Here is a 19133-nt window from a genome sequence, read left to right on the forward strand (position 1 = left end):
TGCGGCTCCGCCGCGGGGCGCGACCAGCCACAACGCACCCGCACCCACCACACAACAGAACCCCCTCCCCCTTAGGACCCTTCATGACCGCGATCGAATCCGAAGAACACAAAGCCCTACGCACCGCAGTAGCCACCCTGGGCACCCACTACGGCCGCGAATACCTGACGACAGTCACCAAAGAAAACCGCCACCCCACCGAACTCTGGCAAGACGCAGCCAAACTCGGCTACCTGGGCGCCAACCTGCCGGAGGCATACGGCGGCGGAGGCGGCGGCATAGCCGAACTCTCCATAGTCCTGGAGGAGTTGGGCGCCGCGGGCTGCCCCCTCCTCATGCTCGTCGTCTCCCCGGCCATCTGCGGCACAGTAATCGCCCGCTTCGGCACAGAACCCCAAAAGCAGACCTGGCTCCCCGGAATCGCCGACGGCACCCGCACGATGGCCTTCGGCATCACCGAACCCGACGCCGGCTCCAACAGCCACCGCATCACCACCACAGCCCGCCGCGACCCGGACACCGGCGACTGGCTCCTGACCGGCCGCAAGGTGTTCATCTCGGGCGTCGACATCGCGGACGCCGTCCTCATAGTCGGCCGCACCGAAGACTCCCGCACCGGCCGACTCAAGCCCTGCCTCTTCATCGTCCCGCGCGACGCCGAAGGCTTCACCCGGCGCCAGATCGACATGGACCTCGAATCCCCGGAGAAGCAGTTCGAGTTGACCCTCGACGACGTACGGCTGCCCGCCGACGCGCTCGTCGGGGACGAGGACGCCGGCCTCCTCCAGCTCTTCGCCGGCCTCAACCCGGAACGCATCATGACCGCCGCGTTCGCCATCGGCATCGGCCGGTACGCGCTCGACGCGGCCGTCCGGTACGCCAAGGAGCGCACCGTCTGGAAGGAACCGATCGGCGCCCACCAGGCCGTCGCGCACCCCCTCGCCCAGGCGCACATCGAACTCGAACTGGCCCGCCTGATGATGCAGAAGGCGGCAGCCCTCTACGACGCCGGTGACGACGTCGGCGCGGGCGAGGCGGCCAACATGGCCAAGTACGCGGCGGGAGAGGCCTGCGTCAAAGCGGTCGACCAGGCCGTGCACACCCTCGGCGGCAACGGCCTCACCCGGGAATTCGGGCTCGCCTCGTTGATAACTGTCGCCCGCGTGGCTCGTATTGCTCCAGTGAGCCGGGAGATGATTCTCAACTACGTCTCACATCAGACCCTGGGCCTGCCCAAGTCGTACTGAGAGCCGTGCAGCCGTACAGGCGAGGAGGAACCAACCATGTTCCGCAGCGAGTACGCAGACGTCGACCCCGTAGAACTCCCCATCCACGAAGCGGTGTTGGGCCGAGCCGCCGAGTTCGGCGAAGCGCCCGCCCTCGTCGACGGCGTCGACGGCACCACCCTCACGTACGACCAACTCGACCGTTTCCACCGGCGGATAGCCGCCGGACTCACCGAGGCGGGCGTCCGCAAGGGCGATGTCCTCGCCCTGCACAGCCCGAACACGATCGCCTTCCCGACCGCCTTCTACGCCGCCACGCGCGCCGGTGCCGCCGTCACGACCGTGCATCCGCTGGCCACCGCCGAGGAGTTCGCCAGGCAGCTGCGCGACTCGGCCGCCAACTGGATCGTCACCGTCTCCCCGCTCCTGGAGACAGCCCGGGAAGCGGCCGAACGGGCGGGCGGCGTACGGGAGATCTTCGTCTGCGACACCGCACCGCCCGGACACCGCTCGGTCATCGACATGCTCGGCTCGACCGCGCCCGAACCGGAGATCGACATCGACCCGGCCGAGGATGTGGCGGTCCTCCCGTACTCCTCCGGGACGACCGGCATCCCCAAGGGCGTGATGCTCACCCACCGGTCCGTCGCCACCAACCTCGCCCAGCTCGCGTCCACCGTGCGCATCGGCCCCGGCGACCGGATCCTGGCAGTGTTGCCGTTCTTTCACATATACGGCCTGACCGCCCTGATGAACATGCCCCTGGGACACGGCGCCACCGTGGTCGTCCTGCCCCGCTTCGACCTCGACACGTTCCTCGCCGCCATCGAGAAACACCGCATCACCGGCCTCTTCGTGGCCCCGCCGATCGTCCTGGCCCTAGCCAAGCACCCGGCCGTGGAGCAGTACGACCTCTCCTCCCTGGAGTACGTCCTCAGCTCCGCCGCCCCACTCGACGCGGCCCTCGCCGCCGCCTGCTCCACCCGGCTCGGCCTGCCGCCCGTCGGCCAGGCGTACGGCATGACGGAACTGTCCCCGGGCACCCACATCGTCCCCCTCGACGACATGAGCACCGCCCCGCCCGGCACGGTCGGCAGGCTCCTCCCGAGCACCGAGATACGCATCCTGTCCCTCGACGACCCCGACCGCGACGCCGACGCCGACGAGGCAGGCGAGATCGTCATCCGCGGCCCCCAGGTGATGAAGGGCTACCTCGGCAACCCCGACGCGACGGCCGCGATGATCGACGAGGACGGCTGGCTGCACACCGGCGACGTCGGCCGCGTCGACGCCGACGGCTGGCTGTTCGTCCTGGACCGCGTCAAGGAACTCATCAAGTACAAGGGCTTCCAGGTGGCCCCCGCCGAACTCGAAGCCCTCCTCCTCACCCACCCGGGCGTCGCAGACGCGGCCGTTATCGGCGTCTACAACGCCGACAACAACGAGGTCCCGCACGCGTACGTGGTCCGCCAGCCGTCCGCCACTCACCTCTCCGAAGGAGAGGTGATGATGTACGTCGCCGAGCGCGTCGCCCCGTACAAACGCGTCCGCCAGGTCACCTTCATCGACGGCGTGCCGAGGGCGGCCTCGGGCAAGATCCTTCGCAGGCAACTCAGGGAGAAGACATGACCCTGGTCGTCGACACGCGCGCGCGGGGCATCGCCACCCTCACCCTGGACGCGCCCGCGACCCGCAACGCCCTGTCCGCGTACCTCGTACGCGACCTCGCGGACGCACTCACGGACTGCGGCAAGGACCCGGCCGTACGCGCGGTCGTCCTCACCCACACCGGGAGCACGTTCTGCGCGGGCGCGGACCTGAAGCAGCCGCCCGACCCGGCGGCCTTCGTCGGCCTGCTCCGGCAGCTGCTGGAGCTGCCGAAACCGGTGATCGCCCGGGTGACCGGCCACGTACGGGCGGGCGGCCTCGGCCTCCTGGGCACGTGCGACCTGGCGATCGCCAGCCCGGCGGCCTCCTTCGCCTTCACGGAGGTACGGATCGGAGTGGCCCCCGCGGTCATCTCCATGCCCCTCCTGCCCCGCCTCGACCCCCGCGCGGCCGCCCGCCACTACCTCACCGGCGACCGCTTCGACGCCGTAGAGGCCGCTCGTACGGGCCTGCTCACGGAGGCGGCCGAGGACGTCGACGCGGCCCTGGAACCGATCCTCGACGGGCTGCGCCGGTCGGCGCCGGGCGCCCTGGCGGAGACCAAGCGGCTGCTCACGGCTAAGGTGCTGGAGATCTTCGACCGGGACACCGCCGAGCTGACCGCCCTGTCGGCACGGCTGTTCGCCTCCGCCGAGGCCCGCGAGGGGATGACCGCCTTCCTCGAACGACGGGACCCGGTATGGAAGTTGTGACACGCGAATCAGCACGTGAGCCCAAACAGGACCGCAGCCGCGCCACCCGACAGCGGCTCCTCGAAGCCGCCGTGTCCTGCCTCGCCGAACACGGCTGGACGGGCTCCACGGTCTCGGTCGTAGCGGAACGCGCCGGCGTCTCCCGGGGCGCAGCCCAGCACCACTTCCGTACCCGCGAGGACCTGTTCACGGCCGCCGTCGAGTACGTCGCCGAGGAACGCTCCACCGCCCTGCGCGCCCTCTTCCCCGAGGGCGCCGCCGACCGCCGCGCGGTGGTCGCGGCCCTGGTCGACCTCTACACCGGCCCCCTCTTCCGCGCCGCCCTCCACCTCTGGGTGGCCGCCTCGAACGAGGAGCAACTACGCCCGCGCGTCACGGAGTTGGAGGCCCGGGTGGGCCGCGAGACACACCGCATCGCGGTCGACCTGCTGCGGGCGGACGAGTCCCGTCCGGGCGTACGGGAGACGGTCCAGGGCCTGCTGGACATGTCCCGGGGCCTGGGCCTGGCGAACCTGCTCACGGACGACAGGGGGCGACGGGACCGGGTGGTGGCACAGTGGGCGAAGCTGCTGGACGCGTCCCTGGACTGACCTTCCTTATTCGTTGTCGCTGATCAGGGACTGAGGCGCTCGACGCGCCAGCCCCCGTCGGCCTCGGCGACGTACCGCAGCCGGTCGTGGAGCCGGTTCTCGCGCCCCTGCCAGAACTCCACGGTCTCCGGGGCCACCCGGAACCCGCCCCAGTTCGGCGGTACGGGCACCTGCTCGCCCTCCGGGTACCGGGCGGCCAACTCCGCGTACGAGGAGTCGAGTTCGTCCCGGGAGAGGATCACCGAGGACTGCTCGCTGGCCCAGGCACCGAGCTGGGAGCCGTGTGGCCGGGTACGGAAGTAGGCGGCGGTCTCGTCCCGCCCGGTGCGACGCGCGACGCCGGTCACGACGACCTGGCGGGCAAGAGGCAGCCAGGAAAAGAGCAGCGAGACGTACGGATTGGCGGCGAGGTCGCTCCCCTTGCGGGAGCCGTAGTTGGTGAAGAAGACGAAGCCCTGCTCGTCGTACTGCTTCAGCAGCACGGTACGGGAGGAGGGCCGCCCGTCGGAGTCGGCAGTGGAGACGACCATGGCGTTGGGTTCGAGGAGCCCGGCATCCGCGGCGGCCTGCCGGAACCAGCGCGCGAACTGCTCCATGGGCCCGTCGGCCAGCTCGGTCTCGGAGAGGCCGTCGGCGCGGTACTGCTTGCGCATGGCGGCGGGATCGAGAGGGGCGGCGTCCCGGGGGTCATGGCGATCGGTCACATGGTCATCCTGCCGTATTGACGACATAACTGAGCGGCATTGAGCGACCACACATGGCACTGAGTGCCGCAGGGACTCCCCAAAGGTGGCACTCGGGGATATCGTGCAAACAATCGCGCACCTTCAATCGCGCACCTTGGCCACACGGCCGTACATCGTTCGGAACAGCTGCCGCAAAATCTGACGCAGCTGTCGCACGCGCACCTGAACCCCTGTCGCACACATCAAGAGGAGCCGCCTGATGTCCGACTTCGTACCCGGACTTGAGGGAGTAGTCGCGTTCGAGACGGAGATCGCCGAACCGGACAAGGAGGGCGGCGCACTCCGGTACCGGGGCGTCGACATCGAGGACCTGGTCGGCCATGTCTCCTTCGGCAACGTCTGGGGCCTGCTCGTCGACGGCGCCTTCAACCCCGGCCTGCCCCCGGCGGAACCGTTCCCGATCCCGGTCCACTCGGGCGACATCCGGGTGGACGTGCAGTCGGCGCTGGCGATGCTGGCCCCGGTCTGGGGCCTGCGCCCCCTCCTGGACATCGACGAACAGACGGCCCGCGACGACCTGGCGAGGGCGGCCGTAATGGCCCTGTCGTACGTCGCTCAGTCGGCGCGCGGACAGGGCCACGCGATGGTCCCGCAGCGCGAGATCGACAAGGCGCAGTCGGTCGTCGAGCGCTTCATGATCCGCTGGCGGGGCGAACCGGACCCGAAGCACGTGGCGGCGGTGGACGCGTACTGGACGAGCGCGGCCGAGCACGGCATGAACGCATCGACATTCACCGCGAGGGTGATCGCGTCGACGGGCGCGGACGTGGCGGCGGCCCTCTCGGGAGCCGTAGGAGCGATGAGCGGCCCCCTGCACGGAGGCGCCCCGTCCCGAGTCCTGGGCATGATCGAGGAGATCGAACGCACGGGCGACGCGGACGCCTACGTGAAGCAGGCCCTGGACAAGGGCGAACGCCTGATGGGCTTCGGCCACCGCGTCTACCGCGCCGAGGACCCACGCGCGCGCGTGCTCCGCCGTACGGCCCGCGACCTGGGTGCCCCACGCTTCGAGGTGGCGGAGGCCCTGGAGAAGGCAGCCCTCGCCGAACTCCACGCCCGCCGCCCGGACCGCGTCCTGGCGACGAACGTCGAGTTCTGGGCGGCGATCGTCCTGGACTTCGCCGAGGTCCCGGCCCACATGTTCACGTCCATGTTCACCTGCGCCCGCACAGCCGGCTGGTCGGCCCACATCCTGGAACAGAAGCGCACAGGCAGGCTCGTACGTCCGTCGGCCCGCTACATCGGCCCGGGGACGCGGGATCCTCGGGAGATCGAGGGGTACGGGGACATCGCCCGCTGAAGCCCACCGCCACCCGCTCCGATAGCGTGTCCCGCTCAAGTGAGGGGAGACACAGCACATGCTGGTCGGGGCGGGGTACAGGCGGCGCGGACTGATTCAGGCGACGCTGCTGATAGGCGTACTGGCGGGCTGTTCGGAAACACCGGACGACGGCGCGAAGCCGAAAGCGAAGGCTTCGGCGACACCGGCGGACGGAACCACCGCCAAGAGCGGCGGCAGCCTAGGAGCCGCCGACTCGGCGTGCGAACTCCCCGTCACGTTCGACATCGCGGAGGAGTGGACCGCGGAAGCCGTCGACGCACCCCTGAGCCAGGGCCTGGTCTCCCTTGCCTGCGAGGTGGACGCCAAGCCGGCCGGCCACATCGGCTACCTCCGCGTCTGGACCGGCACCCCGGGCAACAACGACGCCCGCACCGCCCTGGAGGCCTTCGTGATCGCCGAGAAGGGCGCGAGCAAGGCGAAGTACAGCGAGTTCAAGGCGAACGGCCTCACGGGCGCAGAGGTGGAGTACGTCTACTCGGACGAGTTCGTGGAGACCCCGAAGAAGGAACGAGCCCTCGCGGTCACAACCGAGGACGGCCCGGTCGTCGTGCACCTCGGAGGCCTGGACACCGAGGAACACGAGGCGATGCTTCCGGCGTACGAACTGGCCAGGGGAACTCTGAAGGCTCACGCCTGATCTAAAGCTTGTCCTTCTTGGGGTTCGCCCGCTTGCGCTTGCGATTGGGGCGACGCGGGCGGACGAGGGTGTCGAGCGCACCCACGGCTGCTCGGACATGGGCCGGGCCGCGACGCAGCCGTTCTCCAGCGCACCACCAGGAGAGCTGCCCATCCGCATCCCTCACATGCATGCCCAGGCCGTGCTCGGCACACAGGGGCCACGCCTGCCACAGCCGCTCGGTGACGGTGTCCTGAGCGGCATCGGCGACGATCGACAGCGCGGCGGCAGGGCCGTCCGCCCAGTCCGGATCCAGGTAATTGCCGTGCCACTCCCCGTTGGCCAGAGCGACGTAGACGTGCTCCGGCTCGTCCGCGTCGTAGGGCGGCAGGGCCAGTAGCTGCAGGGGTTCCTGCTCGGGAAGCGTCACCGCCAGATCCCGGTTGAGAAGGGCGAGAGCCTGGTCCCACACGGGGTACTCGCCCGGCGAGACGCGACGGGGTTCGGGGGCTTGGAAGAGAGCGTGCACGGGCACCATCCTCCGTCACACCAGGGGTCGCCCCTGGTTCCAGAGGCCGGAAAGCAGGCGACCCGCGAACTCGGTCCCTCCGAAGGAAGGGCCGGCCGGACGTACCGGCGAGTTCGCGGGTCGGGTGACTGCGTTGGTTTGGGCCGGCTGCGTGTCACTAGCTCACGCTGGTCCGGCACCGCACAGGGTGTGGTGGCAGGCCGCTAGCCCGCAGCCACCTCACGCGTCCGGGTTTCACTCATGTACCCGATCACCTCCTATCCTCGTGTGCGCCTCAGCCTAGGTAGGAGCAGGCCACCGCTCAACCGGTTTTTCGAGGAGTTGGCAGCGCTGCCTCCGGCCGGAGGACGTAGCCGTACCCGTCGCCCCGTTGTAGGAGCCGTAGATATCGGTGAGAGACGCTGAACCGACCCCTCGGAGTCGTGAGGCTGTGTTGTCCCATGGCGCGGACAGAGACGCGGCCCGTCCAAGTGCCTGTCCACTTGCCACGGTGGCCCGCACGAGATCCCCGGTCACGTAGCCGAAGTGCTGTTTGGCGCGGGATCTTCGGAGGCGGGGGAATCCGAAACGGTCCGGGGTGGTGCGGGCATAGGAGCCGCGCCCGGTGGCCTTGGTGGCGAGGACCTGCCTGGGGAATCGTACGATCGCATGCCCGCTCTCGTGGTCGAGAGGGCCGATGCACAGGGCATCCAGGGTGTGGGTCTTGGCCAGCCCCGCGATGCTGCGAGTCTCCTTGGTCTCTGCACCGGACCAGGTGTGCATGGGCCTGCCCAAGGTGTTCAGAACTTCTGTGAGTCGTTGGCCGATCGCGTTCATGGCGGCGGCGTCGTGGAGCGGTGTTCTGACTTGCTGGAGGATCTTCGCGAGTCGGACTTGCTGCCCTTGGTCTGGTTGCAGGGGACGCAGGCGATGACGAGGTTGGCGATACGGCTTGAGCCCCCTCGGCTGCGGGGCCGGAGGTGATCGATGTTCAGCGGAACGCCGGTGGCGTCGCAGTAGGCGCAGGCGCTGTTCCACTTGGTGTGCAGGTAGGAGCGGGCATCGGTCCCAGCGAGCGTTCCTTGTTCGTACTCGGCCCCGGCCAGAGGTCTGCCCGCGCTCATGGAGTGGGTGTCGAACGCGACGCGTTCCACATGGATCTCGGTGACCGGCGCGTACCGGCACAGGCGCTGCGCGAGGGAGTGGACAGTGTCGACGCGGTGACGAACGGAAGGCGGCAGCCATCCTGCAGGGTGGGCCCGGTTGTTGGAGCGGGATGCTCGGTAACGGCAGTTGGCCGAGCGTCGTCTGTGCCGGTACCCGGCACGTTGCTGCATGCACATGTGGATCTGGTCGCCACGGTGCTGGAGTTCGACCGAGACCAGCCCGCGTCTTACGACGACGATGGTGCCGCGTTCGTCAGGCTCCTTCTTCTCGTCGGTGAGCGCGATGCCTGTGCCCTTGGAGCCGGGGTCAATGCGCAACTGCACGCCTTCGACTGCCGACTCGGCGAGCGTGCGGTCCCTCAGCCGGATGGTGAAGGGCGCCTGTCGGACAACCACGGCTCGCCTCTTGTGCAGAAGCTCGCGGGCCCGGGCGGGGTGACACGGCATAAGGGGCTGCCCGTCCTTGGAGAGGATGAAGACTCTGCTCGCGCCGACTCCGCCTTCGTACGTCTGGTTGTGCGTGGGAGCGTCACCGCTCCCGTTCTCTGCCGCTCGCGCCGTCGTGACGGCGTTCCCGGCGTGACGCCGACGGGGGCTGGTGCCGCTCCCGTCGATCTCCCCTCGCCCATGTTCTCCGCCGGTGCCGCGCGCAGTGGCGCGATGTCCGTGAGCCGTTTCGTCCCTGCTCCCAGGGGTGTCTGCTCTCACGGATTCCAGAGCAGGCTGCTGAGGAAGCACAGCCTGGCGGGTCTTCTCGCCTGCGGAAAACGTAGTCATCGGAGCACCTCCCTGATCCTTCGGATCGCGATGACTGGGGCTGGTCACTCTGTGCCCGCCCTTTGCGTGAGACGGACTCCGGCCTGGCCGGGGAGCGAGTGACCTCCTTTCAGCGTTTGTCGATCAAGCTAGTTGGCCGAGGTCACGTAGCGGATCGAAGACCTCCTTAATCGCCAATTCATGCGAAATTGCTCGATTCTTCGAACATGTACGGATCTTGCTGCTAAGGCCTGCTGTAACAGATGTGGATGATGCCTTTGCGGTGCGCGAGACTTGCGCCATGGACGGGAGTCATCGGCTGCGGCGTCAGACGAACCGTTGGGCGCGATTCGCCGAGGTCAGCGTGCGCCTGACTCCAGCGGCGAGTGCCGGGGTCGTGGTCTGCGCGGACGTATTCGCTTGGCGTCGCTCGGCAGTTGTCGATGGCGCGGGGGACGCGGGTGCCGCGGTGGAAGCACGAGTCGGCGCCTGGTACGCGCTGAGGGAATTGCCGGACGGCGCGCGCAGCTTTCTGGTAGAGATCACCGAGATCGTCACAGCCTCGGCGGACACCGGTCCAGGTGATGTGAAGTTCGCTGCTGCCCATGCCGTCTGGCGGGCGTTGGAGCACATTCCGTCCTGTCCGCCGTTCACGGGCGAGGACGGGAACCCGGTGTTCCCGGCCGGGGAGACCGAAGGCCAAGATCTGTGACGGGACGACCACGGCCTCGGACGCTCCCGAGGCGCGCTGAACAGCACTTTCACAACAGGCTTAGACGTCGAACCGCCGCCGAGCCCCCTCGATATGCCCCAGATACTGATGCGTCCACTCGCACATCCCATCGACCGTAGCCCGCAGCCCCTGCCCCGCCTCCGTCAGCGTGTACTCAACCCGAGGCGGCACCGTGGGATACACCTTCCGCTCGGCCAAACCGTTGCGCTCCAGCATCCGCAGGTTCTGCGTGAGCATTTTGTGGCTGACGCCCTCGACCTCGTTCCGCAACTCGCTGAAGCGGAGGGTGCGTTCACCGAGGGTCTCGATGATCAGCAGCGCCCACTTGTTGGCCACGTCGGAGAAGATCTCGCGTGCCAGCGAGTCCGCGCGCCGCAGGTCCGCGTCCTCGGGTGAGCCGCTGAACTGCTTGGTCACCATCTGGTTCCCCAGTCACTGAAAAGTGCGTTCTTCCATGTCAGCGTTCACTCTCCTACGGTTCCTGAGTAACCACAAGAGAGCGATGGAAGGCGGACTGGTCATATGGCCATCACCCTGCTTAACCCCGAAGAACTGCCCAAGATCGACGTCTACCGGCAGGTGTCGGTCGCGACCGGATCAAAGCTGGTCTTCGTCTCCGGGCAGGTCTCCTGGGACGCCGACGGCGTCACGGTCGGCGAAGGCGACCTCGCCGCGCAGGTCGAGCAGTGCTACGTCAATGTCGGCACCGCCCTTGCCGTGGCCGGCGCCTCCTTCGACGACGTGGCGAAGCTGAACTTCTACGTCGTCGACTGGAACCCCGACAAGATGCCCACGCTCCTGGAGGGCGTCTCCCGGGCGGCCAAGAAGTTGGGGGTCACCCCGGTACCTCCGGTCACGATGATCGGCGTGGCAGCACTCGACATCCGCGACCACCTGGTCGAGATCGAGGCCACCGCGGTCATCGACTGATGGGCCTGCCCGGGCGGATCGTCCTCACGCCGAGCACCGGGTTGATGGGCACGACGAGTTGCTCGACGGCTACGGCCACAAGGTCGGCCGGTGCGGAGCTGCTCTCCAGCAATCCGGTCACGTACGTGAGGGCCCGCGCCGGGGACAGCACCGGCAGCCTCCGCCGCAGGGCGCGTACCGCGTGCACGCGCCCGCGTGCGGCGGCGAGTTCGCGGATCTCGTCGTGCAGATCGTCAACGGCCGTACGGACGGCCAGGCCTCGGATGCGTACGCGGTACTCAGCCTCCCATTCCCCGCCCTTCGCGGAGAGAACCCCGATCGTGTGCAGCCCTCCGTCGACGCGGTCCACGAGGTACGGGCCGTCGCCGATCAGCATGGAGCCCGGGTTCCCGGTGCGTACGAACTCCTCGGACTGGCAGTACACGAGCCACACCAGCTCGTGCTCCTCGACACGCGCCACAACCACGCGTACCGGGTCCACGCCTAGCGCCGACCACTTCTGACGCTCGCGTTCCAGCTCCTCCTCGACGATGCGCACCGCCGCCTCGCGCCCGATCACGCGCGAGCCGTCCTCATCGCCCGTCATGTCCGCTCGCGCATCATGAACACGTCTACCGCATCCTCGCCCTCCACCACGAACCCATGCCGCTCGTACAGCCGTCGCGCCGGGCTCCCCTGGAGCACGTTCAACCGGACCAGGGCACCCTCGCCGTCGCAGCGCCCCAGCAGCTCACTCAGGACGCCCGAGCCGATGCCCGTTCCCTGGAAGCGTGGGGCCAGATAGAAGTGCTCCAGCCAGTGGGCGTCCTCCGCCGGGCGCAGGGCCACGCAGCCCGCGAACTCGTCGGTCACCTCGATCACCCAGGTGTGGGCCGCGTCGAATCCGTCCCGGAAGCGCTGCCGGACGCGGTGGTCGTCGTACCGGCCGAGTCGTTCCAGATCCGGCCGCATCACCACTGCCCGCAGTTCCGCTATCGGCTCGATGTCCGATGCCGACGCCGGTCGTATGTCCCAGTCCGCCATGATCGGCACGCTACCGCGCGGGACGCGGAGCGTTGACGGGTGCCCGCGGTGTGCGATTTTCTGGCGCCGTGTCTGATCTTCGTATCGTCTCCGTGAGTGGCGGTGACGCCAGCGCGGTCGCCCTTCGCGACTGGCAGTACGTCCACAACCTGATCGTCCCGCCCGCCGCCATGCCCCTCGACGACGTACGCGAGCGCAGTCGGCGCAACCGGCTGGCAGTCGCGTATCTCGGGGACGCTCTCGTCGGATGTTCCACCGTTCGGCCGCCCGCCGGGGACAGCGATCCGGCCGTCGCCACCGTCATCGCGCGCGTGCTGCCCGGTTTTCGGCGGCGCGGGTTCGGGACGGAGATGTACGTGAGAGGGCTCGCGCTCGCGCGGGAACTCGGGGCCGGGGTGATCGAGACCGTCGTACTCGCCGCCAACCACGACGGGCTGTCCTTCGCGCTCAAGCGCGGGTTCGTGGAGGTCGAGCGGTATGTGGTGGACGGGGAGAGCGACCTCTGGGTCGATCTGCGGCTGCCCCGGCTCCCCGGCGCGGGAACCTGAAGGCGCGGACATTCCGGATGGTCGGTTTGGTCCGGGGGCGGGAGGGGCAAGAGGGGCTTGTTCCCGGACTACGGCGAATTTCCGCCGTACAACGATTTCCATCAATCTTGGGGGAACTCGATGTGTGCTGCGTCACGTTCGAGTTGAATGATGGTGAGTGAGCGAACCGTCGCGCAGTACGTGCGGACGCAGCCTGCAGGGGGTCCAGGTGAGTGCTTCCCGGCGTAGTGGGACCACCGACGAGCTGGGACCGGACGAGCCCGAGAGGGACGGCCCGGACAGCCCGGTGGGTTCGGACGGCCCGGTGGGTTCCGACGGTGGTGGGTCCGACCTGCTCGCGGCCCTTCTCGACGGCATGGATGCCGCCCTGTGCGCCTTTGACGCCGACGGCGTCGTCACGCACTGGAACCGGGAGGCCGAGCGGATTCTCGGCTGGACCGCGGAGGAGGCCGTCGGGCGGCACGGGTTCGCCGGATGGGCCGTGCGCAGCGCCGACGCCGAGGACATCGAGGGGCGGCTGCTGTCCGCGATGCACGCCCCTGGGCGTCAGGTGCATGAGTTCGCGCTGCTGACCAAAGACGGGGGGCGCGTGCTCGTGCGGACGCAGTCCGCCGCCGTGCGCGGGCCCGACGGCAAGCCCGCCGGGCTGTACTGCGCCTTCAGCGAGGTGCACGCGCAGATAGACCTTGAGCGGTCGATCGCGTTGAGTGAGGCCCTTCTCGAGGATGCCAGTTGGGGGGTCGTGCTCGTCGATGTCGACCTGCGGCCCGCCGTCGTCAACTCGCATGCCGCCCGCGCGCTCGGCATCGGGCGTACGGCCGTCCTTGGGCGGCCTCTCGGCGAGCTGCTCGCGCAGGGGGTCGAGGAGCTGGAGAGCGCGCTGACGCACGTCCTCGCCGAGGGCGCGCCGCCCGCGCCCGCCGAGATGTGGGTGACCGTCCGGACGCCCGAGGGCGAGAAGCGGCGCTGCTGGCGGAGCGGGTTCCTGCGGCTGGCCTCGCCGCTCACCGAAGAACCGGTTCCGCTCGGGGTGGGGTGGCTGTTCCAGGACATCACCGAGGCCAAGACGATCGAGCAGGAGGCGGCCCAGCTGCGGTTCCGTACCAACCAGCTGCACCGCGCCGCGCGGGCCGCCGCCGAGTGCGAGGACCCCGCCGAGGCCGCGACCGTCCACCTGGACTTCGCCCTCGCCGGCTTCGCCGACCACGCCCTCATCGACCGGATCGCCGTCATCGGAGGTATGGCGGGCGATGGCTCGGCAGGCGACAGCTCGGCGGGTGACGGCTCGGCGGGTGACGTCGAGGGTCCCGTACGACTGGTCCGTGCCGCCGCCACGCCCTCCGGGGCGCCCGGGCCCAGCGTCCTCGCCGGGCATGCCGGACTGCCGGTGCGCTACGGCGACGCGCACCCCGCCGTGCAGTGCGTGGAGCGGGCCGGATCGGTGCGGGCGAGCGCCGGGTCGTACGGCGTCGAGCAGGCCCGCGCGTGGGCCGTACAGCGCCGCTGGCCGCCGGACACGGTCCACGCGCTGTGCGCGGTGCTGCGCAGCCGGGGACGCACCCTGGGCGTCGTGACGTTCCTGCGCGGCGGCGGACGGACCCAGTTCGAACGTACGGACGCCGTGTACGCGGAGGACGTGGCCGTACGGATAGCGGCTGCCCTGGACCTGGCCGGCCTCGGCAAGTAGCTGACAGCAAGCCGACGGCAAGTAGCCGACAGTCGGTGACCGGCAGCGGGTGACCGGCAGCGGGTCAGCCGACGACCGACCGCTGACCCGCCGACCCCGCCCACCCCGCGGAGCGCTCAGCGCTCGTAGAAGATCCGGTCGCCGTACTGCTTCAGGATGCGGGCGTTCCAGTCGTGGCCGCCGTCCACGTTGCCGGAGCGCAGCAGCGGGGGCTCGATGCCCCGGTCCGCCAGGATGCCCGCCGCCGTCGCCATGACCGACTGGAGCACCGCCGACGTGACGACCGTCGAGGCAGGGGCGAAGGGCGCGGGGACGGACTCCAGGGTGAGTACGGCGTCGCCGGGGGCGATCTTCGAGTCCAGTACGACGTCGCAGTGGTCCTTGAGGAACGTGCCCGAGGCGTTGCGGGGCGTCGTCTCCGTCGCGTACGCCACCGAGGTCACGCCGATGACCCGCACGCCGAGGGAACGCGCGTGCAGCGCCATCTCCACCGGGAGGGTGTTGCGGCCCGAGAGGGAGATGATCACGAGTACGTCGCCCTCGCGCAGCGGTGAGGTGTCCAGGACGGTCGTGGCCAGGCCCTCGACGCGCTCCAGGGCGGAGCCCAGCGTGGCCGGCATGACGTCGACGCCGACGACGCCGGGTACGGCCAGCAGGTTCATCAGGGCGAGGCCGCCCGCGCGGTAGACGACGTCCTGCGCGGCGAGCGAGGAGTGCCCGGCGCCGAAGGCGAACAGGCGGCCCCCGGCGGCCACGGTGTCGGCGATGAGCGTGCCGGCGGCCGTCACGGCCTCCGCCTCCTCGTCGCGCACCCGCCGCAGCAGGCCGATCGCGGCGTCGAGGAACTGTCCGGCCAGTTGTCCGGCGGGCTTGCTGTCGCTCATCGGGGAAACTCCTTGAGGAGACGGGGGATCGGCGTATTGGTCCGTACCGCCGATCACGGTGAGGTCTGGACCACTTCCCTGTCAATCACCGCTACCACGGTCCTCCCCGTACCCTCGGTGAAACGCACTGTCTACCCGGCCACGGGTATCCGTAACCGTGTGGTTTCACCGCGACGGCACGGTTGTCAGTGGTATGCGTCAGAATTGAAGCCAGGGCCAGCGCACGCGCCGGAGCCGTCGAGCCTCCGGCACATCTCATCAAGGGGCACGAATGTCCGGACTGATCGATACGACGGAGATGTATCTCCGCACCATCCTCGAGCTGGAGGAGGAAGGTGTGGTCCCCATGCGCGCCCGGATCGCCGAGCGGCTGGACCAGAGCGGCCCGACGGTCAGCCAGACCGTGGCCCGGATGGAGCGCGACGGTCTGGTCGCGGTCGCCAGCGACCGGCATCTGGAGCTGACCGACGAGGGCCGCCGCCTCGCCACCCGTGTCATGCGCAAGCACCGCCTCGCGGAGTGCCTGCTCGTCGATGTGATCGGCCTGGAGTGGGAGCAGGTCCACGCGGAGGCGTGTCGCTGGGAGCACGTGATGAGCGAGGCCGTGGAGCGCCGCGTGCTCGAACTGCTGCGCCACCCCACGGAGTCGCCGTACGGCAACCCGATCCCGGGCCTGGAGGAGCTGGGCGAGAAGGACGGCGCGGACCCCTTCCTGGACGAGGGCATGGTCTCGCTGGCCGACCTCGACCCGGGTGTCGACGGCAAGACGGTCGTCGTACGCCGGATCGGCGAGCCCATCCAGACGGACGCGCAGCTGATGTACACGCTGCGCCGGGCGGGTGTGCAGCCCGGTTCGGTGGTGAGCGTGACGGAGGCGGCCGGTGGGGTGCTGGTCGGCAGCGGCGGCGAGGCGGCCGAGCTGGAGGCGGAGGTGGCCTCGCACGTGTTCGTGGCGAAGCGCTGATCCGGGCGCCGTCGTTCCTGCGAGCAACTTTCGCGATCGACTTCTGTGATCGAAACTGCTGTGGCCGAGGGGGAACTTGCCGCGTCCCGGGGTCCGTGCCGCTCCGGGGCGTCAATCCAAGATTCAGTGTGCGGAATCGCAGCGCTCGGACGCTTCGCGTGCCACGCTGTCGCGAGAGGCATATGACTTGAGGGCTCTTGGCCGGGCGCGGCAGCGGTGCCGCCCGGCCGGGGAGGGGGAGCGTGAGGATGTGCCGCGGACGTGAAGAGGGCCCCGGCGCCAAGTGGCGCCGGGGCCTGTCCTCCCCTGTGCTGACCCGGAGCCCCGAGCTCCCAGGGTCATCCCCTACGGACCGCTTTCCCCGAGCGGTCCGCCTCCCGCAGAAGATCTCCCCGCGGCCACGCGGATCATTCCTGGAGCGTGGTCACTCGAACGAGGGGTGTTGCGGCCGGAGACCGCATTTTCGAATAGTCATTCGATAATCTGTGGCGGTAGAGGAACCAGGCAGAGGAAACTTCGATAGCTAGGGGGGTGCCAGGAACTGTGGCGCGGCGTATCGACGTGACCGGAGCAGGTGGCGTGCGTCTTGCCGCCTGGGAGTTCGCCGACCCTCCCAAGACCGGAGATGCCGGAGATACGGGAGAGGCCGGAGGGGGCCAGGCCCGGGTGGGAGAGCCCGAGCGAGCCCCCGGTGTGCTGTTACTGCACGGGCTCATGGGCCGTGCCTCGCACTGGGCGTCCGCCGCCCGCTGGCTGGGTGAGCGGCATCGGGCCGTCGCGCTGGACCAGCGCGGCCACGGCCAGAGTGACCATCCGCCCGGTGACATCTACACCCGTGATGCGTACGTCGAGGACGCGGAGGCGGCGATCGAGCAGCTCGGCCTCGGCCCGGTCGTCCTCATCGGGCACGCCATGGGCGCCCTGACGGCTTGGCAGCTCGCGGCGAAACGTCCCGACCTGGTGCGGGCCCTGGTCGTCTGCGACATGCGGGCCTCGGCGCTCGGCGGGGCCTCTCAGCGGGAGTGGGAGAACTGGTTCAAGGCCTGGCCGGTGCCGTTCGCCACCCTCGCCGACGTACGCAAGTGGTTCGGCGAGGACGATCCCTGGGTGGAGCGGCCGACTCCGTCGCGTGGGGAGTTCTACGCCGAGGTGATGCAGGAGTCCGCCGACGGCTGGCGTCCTGTTTTCGAGCCGGAGCAGATGCTCAAGTCCCGGGAGACGTGGGTGTTCGACGCGCACTGGGAGGAGTTGACGCAGGTTCAGTGCCCGGCGCTTGTGGTGCGGGGGCTGGATGGGGAGTTGGGGCGGGCGGAGGCGCAGGAGATGGTTCGGGTGCTGCCTCGGGGGGAGTATGCGGAGGTGGCTGATGCGGGGCATATCGTGCACTACGACCAGCCGGATGCGTGGCGCGCGGCGATCGAGCCGTTCTTGGACGGCGTGCTGGCGCGCTAGCGCTCCGCTTGGCGGGCGGTTCTTTGTCCGCGGGCCGGTGGGGGCCGGTCGCGCAGTTCCCCGCGCCCCTTGTGGGGGCGCTTCGCGCCACCCACAAACGGGCTCAGCCGTCCCCGCCCGTCGGGACGGGCTCAGCCGTCCCCGCCCGTCGGGACGGGCTCAGCCGTCCCCGCCCGTCGGGACGGGCTCAGCCGTCCCCGCCCGTCGGGACGGGCTCAGCCGTCCCCGCCCGTCGGGACGGGCTCAGCCGTCTCCGCCCGTCGGGACGGGCTCAGCCGTCCCCGCCCGTCACTGTCAGGAACGCCACCGCCCCCGTTGCCACCAGGGCCATCGCCAGCACGCACCAGCGGCGGGCCTCCTGGAAGGCTGATCGACCAGCAGTACGCGCTCCCGCTCCAGCCACGCGGAGACGGCGGCCATGAACTCCGTCGCCGACCCGTCGGCCGTCTCCAGGAGATGCAGGCAGGCGAGCACTGCCTCCTCGTACTGGTGGTGGTCCTGTTCCTGGGGCGCCGTGAACCAGACGGTCCGCTCGAAGGCGTGCGCGTGCGTCGCGACCAACTCCCGTGCGCACGCGGTCTTTCCGGCCCCGGGCAAGTGGAAGGCCTCGTACAGGGGGCCGGTCGGGTCCAGGCGGACCTCGTGCCGGGCGAGGATCTCGTCGTCCGGCGCCACCAGCGCCCACCGCCAGTGGTCCGGCCCGGCGAAGTCTTCGACGAGCAGCGTCAGTTCGGCGACGGACCCGTCCGGCATCGCGGTCAGACCTCGAACTGTCTGCGCATGCCCTTGATGACGGTGAGCGTCTGTTCCACGCCCGGGCGTGCGGGGTGGCGCTCCGGAAGCTCCCGCAGTCCGCGCGTGTACATGTCCTCCGCCGCGGCCATGTGTTCCGGGTGACCGGTCTGGACGAGCCCGAGGAGCGCGCCGCCGAGATCGACGAGGCGGAACGGATGCATCGGATGGTCGTCCGGGGTGTCGCGCAGTGCGGCGCGGGCGTGTCCGGCGGCCTCGTTCAGGATGGCGCCGTCGTTGAGGACGCGCCCTTTGCGGAGGAGGGCGTTGGCGAGGTTGGACTCCTGCGCGACCCGCTCCTCGTTCTGCCCGGCGGCGCGCACCGGCATGATGTCCAGGCAGCCGCGGTACAGGGCGATCGCCTCGTCGATGGACTCCTCGTCCTTCGTCCTGTCGTAGGCCTCCTGGAGCGCGGTGGCCAGGGAGGACCTGTGCCGGGAGAGTTCCGGGTCGCCGGGCGGGGACTTGTCGACGGCCTGACGGCCGTAGTCGATGGCCTTGATCAGATCGGGGGCGTCACGGTCGCGTTCCCAGCTCAGCCGGTGCAGCATGCACAGTGAGGAGAGGGCGGCGGCGTGGCGGAAGTCGGCGACCGGGTAGACCTCCACGGCCAGTTCGGCGGCCTGCATCGAGCCGCGCAGCAGCTTCGGGTCGCCGGTACGGCCGTACGCCAGTCGCAGGTCGTCGGAGACACCGAGAGGTTCGAGGTGCTCGGACTCCGCCGCGTCCCCGGCCTTGTCGTTGCCCCTGGACTTGGATCTGCCGAACCATTTGGTCATGCGCAGGCTCCCCCCTTACTCGCTTCCGTTC

Annotated in this window: 21 protein-coding genes; 12 read left to right on the plus strand and 9 right to left on the minus strand. The window is 69.6% G+C overall.

Features of this window, described 5'->3' with window-relative positions; genetic code table 11:
* Nucleotides 1–83 precede the first annotated feature (83 nt).
* The 4 genes from LUX31_RS25800 to LUX31_RS25815 are packed head-to-tail and all read left to right on the plus strand — an operon-like array spanning nucleotide 84 to nucleotide 4176.
* Nucleotides 84–1247, plus strand: coding sequence for an acyl-CoA dehydrogenase family protein (locus tag LUX31_RS25800; protein ID WP_235477418.1), 1164 nt, complete (start codon nucleotides 84–86; stop codon nucleotides 1245–1247).
* Between the two features lie 36 nt (nucleotides 1248–1283).
* Nucleotides 1284–2855: a 4-coumarate--CoA ligase family protein gene (locus LUX31_RS25805; RefSeq protein ID WP_235477420.1), complete on the plus strand. Its 1572-nt coding sequence runs from the start codon at nucleotides 1284–1286 to the stop codon at nucleotides 2853–2855.
* Complete coding sequence (locus tag LUX31_RS25810) at nucleotides 2852–3586, plus strand: enoyl-CoA hydratase family protein (RefSeq protein WP_235477421.1); 735 nt, start codon at nucleotides 2852–2854, stop codon at nucleotides 3584–3586. Before LUX31_RS25805 ends, LUX31_RS25810 begins: the two co-directional genes overlap by 4 nt.
* Nucleotides 3574–4176 carry a TetR/AcrR family transcriptional regulator gene (locus LUX31_RS25815; RefSeq protein WP_235477422.1) on the plus strand — a complete coding sequence of 201 codons (603 nt, stop codon included), beginning with the start codon at nucleotides 3574–3576 and terminating at the stop codon, nucleotides 4174–4176. The genes LUX31_RS25810 and LUX31_RS25815 overlap by 13 nt, the downstream gene beginning before the upstream one ends.
* A 23-nt stretch (nucleotides 4177–4199) precedes the next feature.
* Here the strand turns inward: LUX31_RS25815 and pdxH are convergent, their stop codons facing one another.
* Nucleotides 4200–4907 (minus strand): pyridoxamine 5'-phosphate oxidase, encoded by a 708-nt coding sequence (pdxH, locus tag LUX31_RS25820; RefSeq protein WP_235477424.1) that lies wholly within the window; start codon nucleotides 4905–4907, stop codon nucleotides 4200–4202.
* Between the two features lie 214 nt (nucleotides 4908–5121).
* On the opposite strand from pdxH, the gene LUX31_RS25825 reads away from it, so the two are divergent.
* Nucleotides 5122–6222, plus strand: coding sequence for a citrate synthase 2 (locus LUX31_RS25825; protein WP_235477426.1), 1101 nt, complete (start codon nucleotides 5122–5124; stop codon nucleotides 6220–6222).
* A 58-nt stretch (nucleotides 6223–6280) separates the two neighbouring features.
* Nucleotides 6281–6901 carry a lipoprotein gene (locus LUX31_RS25830; protein ID WP_235477428.1) on the plus strand — a complete coding sequence of 207 codons (621 nt, stop codon included), beginning with the start codon at nucleotides 6281–6283 and terminating at the stop codon, nucleotides 6899–6901.
* A 1-nt stretch (nucleotide 6902) separates the two neighbouring features.
* On the opposite strand, the gene LUX31_RS25835 is transcribed toward LUX31_RS25830, so the two are convergent.
* Both LUX31_RS25835 and iscB read right to left on the minus strand, forming a co-directional pair.
* Complete coding sequence (locus LUX31_RS25835; RefSeq protein WP_235477430.1) at nucleotides 6903–7409, minus strand: hypothetical protein; 507 nt, start codon at nucleotides 7407–7409, stop codon at nucleotides 6903–6905.
* 812 nt (nucleotides 7410–8221) lie between these two features.
* Nucleotides 8222–9331 carry an RNA-guided endonuclease IscB gene (gene iscB, locus LUX31_RS25840; RefSeq protein WP_328285695.1) on the minus strand — a complete coding sequence of 370 codons (1110 nt, stop codon included), beginning with the start codon at nucleotides 9329–9331 and terminating at the stop codon, nucleotides 8222–8224.
* Nucleotides 9332–9611: 280 nt separating this feature from the next.
* On the opposite strand from iscB, the gene LUX31_RS25845 reads away from it, so the two are divergent.
* Nucleotides 9612–10022, plus strand: a complete 411-nt coding sequence (locus LUX31_RS25845; protein ID WP_235477434.1) for a hypothetical protein — start codon at nucleotides 9612–9614, stop codon at nucleotides 10020–10022.
* Nucleotides 10023–10082: 60 nt separating this feature from the next.
* Here LUX31_RS25845 and LUX31_RS25850 read toward each other — a convergent pair whose 3' ends face one another.
* Nucleotides 10083–10463 (minus strand): winged helix-turn-helix transcriptional regulator, encoded by a 381-nt coding sequence (locus LUX31_RS25850; RefSeq protein WP_235477435.1) that lies wholly within the window; start codon nucleotides 10461–10463, stop codon nucleotides 10083–10085.
* Between the two features lie 102 nt (nucleotides 10464–10565).
* Between LUX31_RS25850 and LUX31_RS25855 the strand changes: the two genes are divergently transcribed.
* Nucleotides 10566–10973: a RidA family protein gene (locus LUX31_RS25855; protein ID WP_235477438.1), complete on the plus strand. Its 408-nt coding sequence runs from the start codon at nucleotides 10566–10568 to the stop codon at nucleotides 10971–10973.
* Here the strand turns inward: LUX31_RS25855 and LUX31_RS25860 are convergent.
* Together LUX31_RS25860 and LUX31_RS25865 are read right to left on the minus strand one after the other, a co-directional pair.
* On the minus strand, nucleotides 10963–11532 hold the full coding sequence (locus LUX31_RS25860) for a YrhB domain-containing protein (protein ID WP_235480050.1): 570 nt from the start codon (nucleotides 11530–11532) through the stop codon (nucleotides 10963–10965). The two genes, LUX31_RS25855 and LUX31_RS25860, sit on opposite strands and share 11 nt — an antisense overlap.
* 23 nt (nucleotides 11533–11555) lie before the next feature.
* Entirely contained in the window at nucleotides 11556–11996 is a 441-nt protein-coding gene (locus LUX31_RS25865; protein ID WP_235477441.1) for a GNAT family N-acetyltransferase, read from the minus strand.
* Between the two features lie 68 nt (nucleotides 11997–12064).
* Here LUX31_RS25865 and LUX31_RS25870 point away from each other — a divergent pair, with 68 nt between their 5' ends.
* Together LUX31_RS25870 and LUX31_RS25875 are read left to right on the plus strand one after the other, a co-directional pair.
* A complete protein-coding gene (locus LUX31_RS25870) occupies nucleotides 12065–12544 on the plus strand; it encodes a GNAT family N-acetyltransferase (RefSeq protein ID WP_235477442.1) in 480 nt (159 codons plus the stop codon).
* Nucleotides 12545–12752: 208 nt separating this feature from the next.
* The gene (locus LUX31_RS25875) at nucleotides 12753–14231 is read left to right on the plus strand and encodes a PAS domain-containing protein (protein WP_235477443.1); all 1479 of its coding nucleotides are present in this window, start codon (nucleotides 12753–12755) and stop codon (nucleotides 14229–14231) included.
* 116 nt (nucleotides 14232–14347) lie between these two features.
* Here the strand turns inward: LUX31_RS25875 and LUX31_RS25880 are convergent, their stop codons facing one another.
* Nucleotides 14348–15115, minus strand: a complete 768-nt coding sequence (locus LUX31_RS25880) for an SIS domain-containing protein (protein ID WP_235477444.1) — start codon at nucleotides 15113–15115, stop codon at nucleotides 14348–14350.
* 271 nt (nucleotides 15116–15386) lie between these two features.
* Between LUX31_RS25880 and LUX31_RS25885 the strand changes: the two genes are divergently transcribed.
* Together LUX31_RS25885 and LUX31_RS25890 are read left to right on the plus strand one after the other, a co-directional pair.
* A complete protein-coding gene (locus LUX31_RS25885; protein WP_235477446.1) occupies nucleotides 15387–16079 on the plus strand; it encodes a metal-dependent transcriptional regulator in 693 nt (230 codons plus the stop codon).
* 543 nt (nucleotides 16080–16622) lie between these two features.
* Complete coding sequence (locus LUX31_RS25890) at nucleotides 16623–17531, plus strand: alpha/beta fold hydrolase (RefSeq protein WP_235477447.1); 909 nt, start codon at nucleotides 16623–16625, stop codon at nucleotides 17529–17531.
* A gap of 294 nt (nucleotides 17532–17825) precedes the next feature.
* On the opposite strand, the gene LUX31_RS25895 is transcribed toward LUX31_RS25890, so the two are convergent.
* The gene (locus LUX31_RS25895) at nucleotides 17826–18284 is read right to left on the minus strand and encodes a hypothetical protein (RefSeq protein ID WP_235477448.1); all 459 of its coding nucleotides are present in this window, start codon (nucleotides 18282–18284) and stop codon (nucleotides 17826–17828) included.
* 5 nt (nucleotides 18285–18289) lie between these two features.
* Nucleotides 18290–19102, minus strand: coding sequence for a hypothetical protein (locus LUX31_RS25900; RefSeq protein WP_235477450.1), 813 nt, complete (start codon nucleotides 19100–19102; stop codon nucleotides 18290–18292).
* Nucleotides 19103–19133: the final 31 nt, after the last annotated feature.

Origin of the sequence: Streptomyces sp. GQFP, from assembly GCF_021545335.1 — a bacterium.
GTDB lineage: Bacteria > Actinomycetota > Actinomycetes > Streptomycetales > Streptomycetaceae > Streptomyces.